This is a genomic window from Planktothrix sp. PLAVEN19ND (genome assembly GCF_057220675.1).
In genome coordinates this window covers 2,089,165-2,101,227 of record NZ_CM170132.1, presented here as the reverse complement: position 1 = coordinate 2,101,227, position 12,063 = coordinate 2,089,165, and the positions used below count along the sequence as shown (strand labels likewise).

The window sequence follows — 12,063 nt, the reverse complement described above, 5'->3', positions numbered from 1 at the left end:
ATATCCGAATATAGCAACCCGCGCCAAGGTTATAATATTTCAATACTGATATGAAACAACCAGAACTATTACTGGGTGTTCCCTGTCCCCTATTCCCCATTCCCCATTCCCCATTCCCCATTCCCTGCTGACCATTATGCCTAGTTTGCTTGCCGATGTGAAGAATCTGTTAGCCGATTTAATGGGGCGTTACCAGTCCCAAGTAGATTACTTAGCCATTCGTCTGGAAGAAGCTGAAGAAACAGATATATTATTACGAGGAGATCGAATTGAAACCTTGAGTGAAGGACTTTCCATCGGCGGTCAGGTTCGAGCTTGCTATCGAGGCGGATGGGGTTTTTCTAGTTTTAATCGCCTCTCAACCCTAGAAGATCGCATTGGTGAAGCCATCACCGCCGCCAAACTTATTGGTACCGAAGAAACTATTCTCGCCCCAGTTCCAATTATTCAAGATAGCTGTAACCTACCCTTAACGGGAACCGATCCCCGTCAAATTCCCCTAGCCGAAAAAAAAGAATTATGCGATCGCTACGGCCAAATTCTGCGTAGTGTTGACCCCTGTATTGCCACCATTTCTGTCCGCTACAACGACAGCACCCAAAGAATAATTCTGATCACCTCCGAAGGAACCCTCTTAGAACAATCTTGGGTCGATATGGAAATGCGCTTTGCAGCCACCGCCAGAAATGGGGAAACCGTACAAACGGGACGAGAAACCACCGGTTCCCGCAAGGCCTATGAAGACCTGACAAATCTTGATCAGCAGGTTCGCAGTGCGGCGGGGCGGGCGGTAAATTCCCTGGCCCTTCCCCCCGTTAAAGGGAATGTTTATACCGTTGTCATCGACCCCATTTTGTCCGGTTTATTTGTCCATGAAGCCTTTGGTCATTTGTCGGAAGCGGATATGACCTATGAAAATCCTGATTTATTAGAAGTTATGACCTTGGGGCGTCAATTTGGCCCGAAAAATCTCCAAATCTTTGATGGTGCAGCCCCGACCGGACATCGGGGAAGTTATCAGTATGACGATGAAGGAACTCCAGCGACCACCACCCAACTGATCCAAGATGGGGCCTTGGTCGGTCGCCTTCATTCCCGTGAAACCGCAGGTAAATTAGGAGAAGTCCCTACTGGAAATGCCCGTTGTTTGAATTATCATTTTCCCCCCTTAGTCAGAATGACAAATACCTGGATCGAACGGGGTGATACTTCCGTTGAGGACTTATTCAGTGATGTGAAAGAAGGGGTTTATGCTCGCAATTGGTTGGGGGGAATGACTAATGGTGAAATGTTTACATTCAGTGCCGGGGAAGCCTGGATGATTAGAAATGGCAAATTGGCAGAACCGGTTCGAGATGTGACCTTATCGGGAAATGTGTTCACCACCCTAGCAGATATTGAAGCCATTGGTGATGACTTTTATTGGGATGAATCGGGGGGTTGTGGAAAGGGAGGACAAAATGGTTTACCCGTAGGCTGCGGTGGCCCGAGTTTACGCATCCGCAATGTCGTTGTTGGAGGAGAAGCTATGGAATAACGCAAAAACGGTCAGCCGATTAAATGGTGATCAGGTGTTCCGTCGTCCATCACCGCGTTTAGGAGAAATATCTTCGGTATTTTGATCGTCGTGGCTGTGATGGGTGATTTTTATTTGATCGGAGTTCAGAGACGCAGGGAATTCTCTGGACTTGAAAAACTGAATTTGTTCTGGATCACGCTGTTCCATGATTTGAGGTTGAGGGTCAAAACTCTGAGGCACACTCACAATGGTACTGATCATTAAGACGGTAATAAAGTTAGACATTTTTGCCTGATTGTTGGGACGACTACCTGTGAATACCAATGCTTTAATTACCGATCCGGATCATCAATCAAATCCTGATTGATCATCCCCTCATCAAATGTAAAAAAAATGGAGTGAGTCTCAAATTCCAAGAAATATTATAGATATGATTCTATTGTTTCTTAACTCACTCCTGTGTTTTTTGATCATGATCATTAACGTCCACTTCCCCGATGAGGAACGCCTTGTGTATCAAATTCTGGACTGGTTTGAGTTGCGATAAAAGCTACCACTTCACTTTTTGAAGATGAGTTAACATTAATCGGATTAAGAAGATAACGAGTCAGGGTAGCTACTAACAAAGTCGATAGTAAAATAGTGCTGTAGATTCGCATAAGAGTTGTCCGTATTAGAGTGTCTATTCTCTAATACAAGTTCAATCAAATTGATCCGGTAAAAAAACAAACTTTCCCCAGATTGCTTTTGAGTCCTGTAATAGTGTTAGAATAAAGTGGATAAATTTTGTGATCAAGACTCGGGTAAGCGATCGCTAGTTATGACAACTCAAGAACAGAAACATCCTCAATACAATACTGATCGAATGATTGTTCTGAGTCTTTTAGAGCAAGAAGCAACGGACTATAATCTAGTAGAGTTAGCCCGTTTAAAAATTCGTTATCGAGGTTTTCCGGGGGCGAAGGATATTCAAAGCAATTTAGAAATAATCTTACAAACCTGGGGATATACCGACGAAACTTTATTTGAAAAAACTCGCCAAATTCACGCCACAGGTCAAATTTATCGAGGCAAAAAAAACGATCAAGAAGACTGGATTTGAAGGGTGTATTCCTTCTTCTTCATGGTCAAGGTCAGATTCTCCGGCTAAATCCAGAACAAAATTTTCCTGTGCTACTGCGAGTTTTGTGGCAATTTTGTGCAAATATAGAAAGACTGTCTGATAAGAGTACCAGTGACACTTACAGGTGCTATTACCGGGGAGTTAGAGAAGAAATACTAGGTTACAATTTATGAAGGCTGGCGATCGCGTTTCTGTTAAAACATCTGTTGTCGTTTATGTCCATCCCGAACATCGGAATCAGGAATTTGATACTAAGGGACTTGAAGGAAATATTGTATCTGTGATTACCGACTGGCGGGGAAGACCCCTTAGCCCGAATTTGCCTATTGTTGTGGATTTTGGCAATAAATTCAAGGCCCATTTCCGAGAAGATGAGTTAGAATTGATACAATAGTTTGAGAACATAGGGGACAAGAGAATTTTGATTCATGATTTCTCTTTGTCTCCTATTTTTTACCCAAAAACCAACCTAAAATATTAATATCCCTTCGCATTGTTTCAAGTTCTTGGCGGTGGCGTGCGGCGGTTTGATAATACCAGTAACAATATTGAGCAAATTCATCCCGATATTCAACTTCTTGGTGAAACTCACGGGTCAGTTGATGAGCTTGGAGTGCTGCCACCACACCCTGATCGGGTTGTTTAACTGTCTGTTCCCATTCAAATGGCATGATCACAATCCTAGATTAAGGAATGCTTTCACCTTAACACAGGAATCAGTTATAGCAAGAGGCAATAGGGAATAGGCAATGGGCAATAGGTTGAGATTTCCATTGCCTATTGCCCATTCCCCATTCCCCAACACAGGAATCAGTTATAGCAAGAGGCAATAGGGAATAGGCAATGGGCAATAGGTTGAGATTTCCATTGCCTATTGCCCATTCCCCATTCCCCAACACAGGAATCAGTTATAGCAAGAGGCAATAGGGAATAGGCAATGGGCAATAGGTTGAGATTTCCATTGCCTATTCATTCCCCATTCCCCAACACAGGAATCAGTTATAGCAAGAGGCAATAGGGAATAGGCAATGGGCAATAGGTTGAGATTTCCATTGCCTATTCATTCCCCATTCCCCAACACAGGAATCAGTTATAGCAAGAGGCAATAGGGAATAGGCAATGGGCAATAGGTTGAGATTTCCATTGCCTATTGCCCATTCCCCATTCCCCATCTTTACTACAACCAACCCCGTAACCGATAAACTCCTAATCCAATATATTCTTTTAAGGCTTGGGTGGTTTGATGCAAAGACAGGGTATCGGGTATCCAACTGAGTAAAACTCCTTGCCAAGTTTTTTGAGCCTGATTAATTTCAGAAGGAATCATTAAAAAATCCGTGGGTGCTGGAATCACATCCATTCCTAGACGTTTAAAAATTAATAGTGATCGCGGAGTATGTAAAGCAGAAGTCACTAATAAAATCGGCCCTAGAATATTATTTTCTTTCAAAATATTCTGTACATTCACCGCATTTTCATAGGTATTTAATGAAGTCCGATCTTGTAAAATTGCCGAGGGAGAAACACCCATAGCTTCAGCAATTTTAGCCATATCTTGAGATTCGGGATCACCCCCTCCTTGCCAATTAATTCTACCCCCACTTAAGATTAACCAAGGGGCTTTTTTCTGACCATGTAATAAGGCTCCATATAAAATGCGATCGCCGGCTTCCCCGACATCTACCCAAGGACGTGGCGGTAAAGCAGGTTTAGTCCCACCTCCCAAAACAACAATAGCCGCAGCATTAGGAAGTTCAGTTTTGGGCACATTTTGAGATTCAAGATATCCCACTAATAATTGAGCAACCCCTCGACTACTTCCTAATAATAAAATCACTAGGGCACAACCGATCACGGCTCCTGTCCATCGAGGATATTTCCACAGGGTAAATAGAGCCACAAACATTAATAAGCAACTCAATCCCAAGGGGTAAATAAATAAAGGTAAAAGTTTAGATAAAAACAGAAACATGATAAAAAAATTAATTTTTATTTTGTTTAAAAATCCAACCCAAAAGGGTTGTAGCTTGGGTGGGACGGGGATTTGATTTAGATTGGCGTGGTAATAGCTTGGATTTCGTTAGAATATCGGAAAGATTATCGGTAATGGCTTCAATTTCAAAAGTCTCTGTTGATTCTGGTTTCTGATCTATTTGCCACCATTTGACTAAACAGCCTACAGACCATCCCGATATAATCCCTAACTCTACACTGGTCAGTAACAAATCTCCTACAGCGAGAAAACAGAGGGTAAAAAATAATCCCGTTCCCAATCCTGTACGCAATGCTATTGATGATTTTAACATATATTTTTTGAGTTGGTGGATTCGATTGACTAGCTGATAGATTCATGGGGTTTAGCAGCCTATTTACAGTGTAATATCTATTTTAAGCAATTGAAGAATTTTGATAAGGAATAGGGCAATAATTAATCGGTTTGTCTTCGGGATACTTTTGGGCAAATTCCACATTTTGATACAGGTGATTGATCATTTCATTTCCCTCCATAGTGAAGGTTAAATAATGCAACCCGGTTTGAATGTATTGGGCTATAACATTTTTAAAAAAATTTGGATAAGCCTGTCTAATATGATCGGGATGATGATAGCCAAACTGTCGATTTGATCCAGTTTCTTCAAATTCTTGAAATAAATCGGGCATTTTATGAAGATACTTTGGATCAGCCAACTGACCAATTAAATCCGCAGCCCGAATTAAACCAGGATAATCGCTGGTACCTCGATGTTCTTCATCATTAGGAACCGGAAAACGAGTTAACTCAATATAGTGTTGAATTGTGTTAATATCAACTAAGAGATTGTGTTCAAAATATTCTTGGATAAACTGTTTTCCCCGATCAACATGATAAGGAGTTAAACTAGCATCAGTTGTTTCCGGTAGAAGTTGAATTGCTGCTGCATTTTTTCCCGTAGCATAGATTCTGTCTTCTATTCTGTCTTGACGACAAATGCCTTTAACATAGCCAATATCATGACACAATAAAGCAATAATTGTATGTAGCCACTCTTGGGGGGAAACATTTTTTTCGCTGAGATATTTTCCCCGCAAAATTGCTTGTCCCGTTAAAGCTACTAAAATCGTATGTTCAACATTGTGGTATGGTGCATTACTTTTTGAAATTCGCTCCAAAGCAAAATTAGCCACCTCGACCATCAAGTCGGCATAATCAAGTTGTTGGTGGCCGTAAACTTGATAGTAACCTCTGTATAAACGATGAATGCAGTCTTGAATCATCAGAGTTTGAGTTCGGTGGCACATATCGAGGGTTTTCCTTAGAGATAGAGGGGATTTTCCATTGAATGGTGATCAAGAATGGATTTACTTATATTTTGATTCAATTTGAACCGAATGAAAACCAGAAAAGCTCATTAGTTTTGCCAAATTTTTACCGACAGGTAAAATTCCCCCAGGCTAAGTTGATACTTTATCCTGAATTCTCTCCTTAAAACCTCATAAAACCTCAGAAATATTCAGGAATTACCAAGATTTGATTGACTTCTATCACAATTCTCTATACACTTTCAGTGATTTCACTCACACCGGGATTAAAATTAATACTTATAATTAAAATGTACCTGTGCGTAAAGGGTATAATGGTCACGGATGGGAGAGGTTTGTGCAAAAATCTTGATTAAAATTGTAACATCATCAGTTTAATCACAGTATTTTTTATGAATAAATTAAATATATTATAACTAGACTATGGATGCTAAAGCAGCATTAGAATGGATTGATCAATTGATTTTTGAACATCAGGGTAAGCATTTCAATGATTTAGAAAGGGAGGTTTTTATTGGCTCTTGGGAAGGGAAAAGTTACCATGAAATTTATCCTTTAAATCCTAGCTATATTGAAAAATATGTTGGCTATAAACTTTGGCAGAAAATCTCTCAAACCTTCGGAGAAAAAGTTACAAAAAAAACAATTAGAGGCGCAGTAGAAAGGTATCAAAACCAAGATGATTGTGTTCGGTTGAGTCAAATTCCTGGGGAACTACTGCAACTCTCTCCGCATTCTTATCGAGTATTTATCAGTCACGGAAATACTGAGTTAAATATTAATTTTGCACAGCAGTTAGAAGCAATTTTAATTCAAGTTGGGCATCAGGTATTTTCAGCCGCTTGGGAAGTCACCCGCTCTCAAATCAATCAACAGGAAACTGATTTTTTAGCTGAAATTGATACAGAATTAAAACACTGTGACTATTTTATTTTACTGTTATCCCCTCAATCAACCCTTAGTGAAATGGTGATTGAAGAATTGCGTCAAGTCCGAGAATTACAAGATACTCATTCTCACCGTTTACCAATAATTATTTCAATTTGGGTGAATTGTCCAGCTAATTTACCCTTAAATCATGATCTAAGAAGTTATTTATTGGGAACCCTTCAACGCAACTGGACAGATCAACAAGATACGACCTTAATTATACAAGAAATTCTGGGTTTTTTGCAAGAGTCTATTCCCGAATCTCCACAGCAAAATTTACGGTTAAATTGGGATAAATCGGAACTCGAAGAACATCCGAATTTAGCAATAGAATCCCAGCAAATATCCTCGGTTTTTCCCCTTTCAATTAAACCCCTTTATTCCTCGGAAATTCCCTCTCCCCTTCCCGTAGCAGAACCGGAATTACCCAGTGGACAAGTCCGTTTAGAATCGGTTTTTTATATTAAACGGGTTCCCCATGAAGATCAATGTTATCACGAAATGACCCATCCAGGGGCATTAATTCGTTTAAAAGCACCTCGTCAGATGGGGAAAACTTCACTGATGGCGCGAATTTTAGAACAGGGACGGGAACAGGGTTATCGCACGGTTCCTTTAAGTTTTCAACACGCGGATAAATCTATTTTTACTAACTTAAATCATCTGTTACAATGGTTATGTTCTAAAGTAACTCGTAAATTAAAATTAGCCCATCACGTTCCCGATTATTGGAGTGATACATTTGGGAGTAAAGATAATTGTACAGCTTATTTTGAGGATTATTTGTTATCAGAAAGTGATACGCCTTTAGTCCTAGGATTAGATGAAGTAGATCGAGTGTTTCAATATCCGAATATTGCCGATGATTTCTTTAGTTTACTCCGAGCTTGGTATGAAGAAGCTAACTATGGAGGAGGAGATAGTGAACTCTGGGAAAAACTCCGCTTAGTAATTGTTCATTCTACAGAAGTTTATATTCCTTTAGACATTAATCAATCTCCATTTAATGTCGGTTTACCGATTGAATTAACCGAATTTACCGCAACTCAAGTTAACGAGTTAGCACACCGACATGGATTAAATTGGGGAGATATTGAAGTCGAAACTTTAATGAGAATAGTGGGGGGACATCCCTATTTAGTTCGAGTAGCACTTTATCATCTGGTTCAATATTCCATAAGTTTAGAACAATTCGCAGAAATAGCACCTACAGAAGCTGGAATTTATGGCGACCATCTCCGCCGACATTTATGGAATTTACAACAACATCCTGAATTAGCCCAAGCTTTTTATCAGGTGGTTTGTTCTCCTCAACCTGTGGAATTAGAATCAATTTTAGCGTTTAAATTACATAGTTTAGGTTTAGTTCATTTGCAAGGAAATGAAGTTACTCCTCGCTTTGAACTTTATCAAAACTATTTTGGTCATCGTTTAATGATTAAAACCTAATAATTTACTTTAATTTTATGAATTTAACATCTACTCAAACCTATCATTATAAAGTCGGTGGACATCTATCTTTAGATACTCCTAGTTATGTGATTCGACAAGCCGACCGGGACTTATATGAAGCCTTAAAAGCGGGAGAATTTTGTTATGTTTTGAATGCGCGTCAAATGGGAAAAACCAGTTTACGAGTCAGAACTTTACATCAACTACAAGATGAAGGTTTTGCTTGTGCGGCGGTAGATTTAACAAAAATTGGTTCCCAAGATATTACACCCGATCAATGGTATGCGGGAATTATGAGGCGTTTAGTCACCAGTTTTCGGCTTCCCATTCATTTAAAAGCTTGGTTACAGGAACGAGAATTTTTACCCCCCATTCAACGGTTAAGCGAGTTAATTGAACAGGTATTATTAGACTGTATTCAACAACCGATTATTATTTTTATTGATGAAGTTGATAGTATTCTTAGCCTGAATTTTTGTGCGGATGATTTCTTTGCATTTATTAGAACCTGTGACGAATATCCCTTATTAACCTTTGCCTTATTAGGGGTCGCCACACCCAATGATTTAATGCAGGATAAAAGCTGTAACCCTTTTAATGTCGGTCGTCCCATTCAACTGAATGGATTTTGTTATCAAGAAGTACAACCCTTAATCAATGGATTTATTGGGAAAATTAGTCAGCCTGAATTAGTCCTAAAAACTATTTTAGACTGGACAGGAGGACAACCTTTTTTAACTCAAAAACTTTGTTATCTAATTCATCAAAAAGTAATTGAAAATACTCAATATTTGGATATTCCTAGTTCTCAAGTCCAGAGTTGGGTTGAACAGTTAATCCATACCCGTTTTATTGAAAATTGGGAATCTCAAGATGAACCTCCCCATTTAAAAACAATTCGAGATCGGATTCTAAAAGCCGATAATCGGATTATATCTCGCTTAACTTTATATCAAAATATTTTGCAAAAAGGCAGTATTCCCACGGATATTACTGTGGAACAAATGGAACTGCGATTATCGGGATTAGTGGTTAAACAGGGAACCGAATTAAAAGTCTATAACCGAATTTATGAAACGGTTTTTAACGAAAATTGGTTACAAAGAACCTTAGCGAGTCAAGAACCAAGTTTTAATCAAATTATTGCCGAAAAAGAACAAAAACTCTTGTCCATGTTGCGAGAGATGGAAGGGAAAGAATTTGATGATATTTTAAGTGAAATTTTAGGTTCAATTGCCTTAAAACTGGTAGAATTAATGTGTGTGGATCGGATGACGATTTATTTTATTGATAAAGAGAAAAACGAAATTTGGTCAATTAGTACCCGATTTACCGGAAATCAAACCACAAAAATTTCAATTTTAGCGAATAATCAAACCGCCGGACGAGTCACAATTTATAAAAAAGCGATTCCCACAACTTCAGATTATTCTGCGGACTGGTATTCGATTTTTGCCGAAACCCAAAATCCTAGAATTGGGTATCAAATTTATAATCAGTTAACCCTTCCTCTAGGAGAAGATAATCAAACAATTTTTGCTTTTGTTCATTTAGTTAATAAACTTAAAAAAAATCATTTTTTAGCCGATTCTTTTCCAGATAAAATTGATAAAGCTGGATTTACTGAAATCGAACCTCAGCAATTTTTACAATATGTTCCCGGTTTACAACGCATTTTAACAAGCTGTTATGAAAGTTATAAACTAACCCAAAAAATACAAGCCTCTGAAGCCCTAACAGAAGCCACTAGAACGGTTCATCAAAGTAGTTTAGACTGTGAAGAAATTATTCAACGGGTGATGAAAGCAGCCAAAAAATTGATGAATGCGGATCGAAGTACCCTATGGTTATTAGATAAAATTACCCAGGAACTATGGACACAAATTCCCTTTGAAGATGGCTCAATTCGAGAACTGCGATTAAAAATCGGACAAGGATTTGCGGGAAAAGTTGCAGAAACGGGAAATACTTTAAATATTCCCTTTGATTTATATGCTCATCCTGATTCGGAAATATCGCAAAAAACCGATCAAAAAACCGGATATCGTACTTGTAGTTTATTGTGTATGCCTGTTTTAAATCCCGATGGTGAATTAATTGGTGTAACTCAATTAATTAATAGGCGCAAACAGGGTGAATTTCCCGAATATGAACCCGATGATTGGCCGACAGCACCGGAATGTTTTGAGGCGAGTTTTGATGCTAATAGTCAAAAATATATGCAGATTTTTAATTCTCAAGTCGGCGTAGCTTTATATAATGCCAGACAATATGAAGCGATGAAACAACACGCAGAAAATACTCCCCAAGGCGTGATTAGCCAAACCTTAGCTATGTTAAATCAAGTTATGGATGGACAGGGGTTTGATGAAATTTTAGATGCCACATTACGCTCAATTACTTTGAAAACAGGAAAGTTATTAAATGCAGATCGCACGACTATATTTATGTTGGATGAAGAACGGAATGAATTTTGGTCAATGATTGCCGAAAGTGAAGAAAATTGTCCCTTGGAAATTCGAGTTCCAGCTGATAAAGGTATTGTGGGAGAAGTTGCCAAATTAAAAAAAGTCGTGAATATTCCTTATGATTTTTATGATGATCCTAGATCAAAAACGGCTCAAGAACAGGATCGGAGAAATGGCTATCGAACTTATTCAATGTTGGCTTTTCCGTTATTAAATGAACAGGGAATTTTAGTGACGGTTGTGCAAGCGATTAATAAGTTAAAATTAGGATGCGATCGCAGTCTTCCCTTATCAGAAAAAATCGATCATCAAGGATTTACAAGTGATGATGAACAACAATTTTTAGAAAATGCTCCCTTAATTCGGATGATTTTAGAAAGTTTTTGTTCCTATCATAAAACCGCCAGAGGACAAAGAGTTGCAGCCGCTCTAATGGCCGCGACTCGTTCCGTGAGTCAAAGTAGTTTAGAACTTGATGAAATTCTCAAACGAGTCATGGCTGCCGCCAAGGATTTAATGATGGCAGATCGGAGTACATTATGGTTATTAGATCGGCAAAATAATCAACTTTGGACTAAAATTACTTTTAATGATGGTTTAGAAAAAGAAATTAGAATTCAAGTAGGTCAAGGGTATGCGGGAAAAGTTGCAGAAATGGGAGTTTCTTTGAATATTCCCTTTGATTTATATGATTATCCTGACTCGGAAACTGCTAAAAAAACCGATCAGAAAACGGGATATCGTACCTGTAGTTTATTGTGTATGCCTGTTTGGAACCCCGATGGCGAGTTAATTGGTGTGACTCAATTAGTTAATAAAAAGAAACCCCTTGAAGACAATGATCAAGTGTTAAGTTATGATACGGAAGTTCCCGAAGCATTTCGAGTTAGTTTTGATAGCAATGATCAGAAATATATGCAAGTTTTTAATAATCAAGTTGGGGTAATATTACAAAATGCTGAACTTTTAGCCGCCGTTAAACACCAGGAAAAAAGTTTCCGCGAAAAATTTAATCAAGGCAACAGGCAACAGGGAACAGGGAATAGGTAATGGGTAATGGGTAATGGGTAATGGGTAATGGAAAGAGTTTACTTCTCCTGCCTCCCCTGCCTCCCCCTGCTCCCCCTGCTCCCCCTGCCTCCCCTGCTCCCCCTGCCTCCCCTGCTCCCCCTACCTCCCCTGCTCCCCCTGCCTCCCCTGCTCCCCCTACCTCCCCTGCTCCCCCTGCTCCCCCCCTGCCTCCCCTGCTCCCCCTGCTCCCCCTGCCTCCC

11 protein-coding genes are annotated in these 12,063 nt (G+C 39.2%); 5 read left to right on the top strand and 6 right to left on the bottom strand.

Annotated features, from left to right (window positions below; all coding sequences use genetic code 11):
* Window positions 1-136 precede the first annotated feature (136 nt).
* The gene (locus AC2D3N_RS08895; RefSeq protein ID WP_484693392.1) at window positions 137-1,537 is read left to right on the top strand and encodes a TldD/PmbA family protein; all 1,401 of its coding nucleotides are present in this window, start codon (window positions 137-139) and stop codon (window positions 1,535-1,537) included.
* Window positions 1,538-1,567: 30 nt separating this feature from the next.
* On the opposite strand, the gene AC2D3N_RS08890 is transcribed toward AC2D3N_RS08895, so the two are convergent.
* Both AC2D3N_RS08890 and patX read right to left on the bottom strand, forming a co-directional pair.
* A complete protein-coding gene (locus AC2D3N_RS08890) occupies window positions 1,568-1,804 on the bottom strand; it encodes a hypothetical protein (RefSeq protein WP_079677507.1) in 237 nt (78 codons plus the stop codon).
* 194 nt (window positions 1,805-1,998) lie between these two features.
* Window positions 1,999-2,178: a heterocyst-inhibiting protein PatX gene (patX, locus tag AC2D3N_RS08885; RefSeq protein ID WP_144017674.1), complete on the bottom strand. Its 180-nt coding sequence runs from the start codon at window positions 2,176-2,178 to the stop codon at window positions 1,999-2,001.
* Between the two features lie 161 nt (window positions 2,179-2,339).
* Here patX and AC2D3N_RS08880 point away from each other — a divergent pair, with 161 nt between their 5' ends.
* Together AC2D3N_RS08880 and AC2D3N_RS08875 are read left to right on the top strand one after the other, a co-directional pair.
* A complete protein-coding gene (locus AC2D3N_RS08880; RefSeq protein WP_079677506.1) occupies window positions 2,340-2,621 on the top strand; it encodes a DUF3288 family protein in 282 nt (93 codons plus the stop codon).
* Between the two features lie 190 nt (window positions 2,622-2,811).
* Entirely contained in the window at window positions 2,812-3,036 is a 225-nt protein-coding gene (locus AC2D3N_RS08875; RefSeq protein ID WP_079677505.1) for a ferredoxin-thioredoxin reductase variable chain, read from the top strand.
* Between the two features lie 52 nt (window positions 3,037-3,088).
* Here the strand turns inward: AC2D3N_RS08875 and AC2D3N_RS08870 are convergent, their stop codons facing one another.
* From AC2D3N_RS08870 to AC2D3N_RS08855, 4 genes are all read right to left on the bottom strand, one after another.
* Window positions 3,089-3,313 carry a hypothetical protein gene (locus AC2D3N_RS08870; protein ID WP_484693391.1) on the bottom strand — a complete coding sequence of 75 codons (225 nt, stop codon included), beginning with the start codon at window positions 3,311-3,313 and terminating at the stop codon, window positions 3,089-3,091.
* A 506-nt stretch (window positions 3,314-3,819) separates the two neighbouring features.
* A complete protein-coding gene (locus AC2D3N_RS08865; RefSeq protein ID WP_079677503.1) occupies window positions 3,820-4,614 on the bottom strand; it encodes a YdcF family protein in 795 nt (264 codons plus the stop codon).
* A gap of 10 nt (window positions 4,615-4,624) precedes the next feature.
* Window positions 4,625-4,948: a hypothetical protein gene (locus tag AC2D3N_RS08860; protein ID WP_079677502.1), complete on the bottom strand. Its 324-nt coding sequence runs from the start codon at window positions 4,946-4,948 to the stop codon at window positions 4,625-4,627.
* An 82-nt stretch (window positions 4,949-5,030) separates the two neighbouring features.
* Window positions 5,031-5,921 (bottom strand): metal-dependent phosphohydrolase, encoded by an 891-nt coding sequence (locus AC2D3N_RS08855; RefSeq protein ID WP_484693390.1) that lies wholly within the window; start codon window positions 5,919-5,921, stop codon window positions 5,031-5,033.
* Between the two features lie 444 nt (window positions 5,922-6,365).
* Here AC2D3N_RS08855 and AC2D3N_RS08850 point away from each other — a divergent pair, with 444 nt between their 5' ends.
* Together AC2D3N_RS08850 and AC2D3N_RS08845 are read left to right on the top strand one after the other, a co-directional pair.
* Window positions 6,366-8,321 carry an AAA-like domain-containing protein gene (locus AC2D3N_RS08850; protein WP_079677500.1) on the top strand — a complete coding sequence of 652 codons (1,956 nt, stop codon included), beginning with the start codon at window positions 6,366-6,368 and terminating at the stop codon, window positions 8,319-8,321.
* Between the two features lie 17 nt (window positions 8,322-8,338).
* Window positions 8,339-11,842 (top strand): GAF domain-containing protein, encoded by a 3,504-nt coding sequence (locus tag AC2D3N_RS08845; protein ID WP_484693389.1) that lies wholly within the window; start codon window positions 8,339-8,341, stop codon window positions 11,840-11,842.
* The last annotated feature ends 221 nt before the right edge of the window (window positions 11,843-12,063 follow it).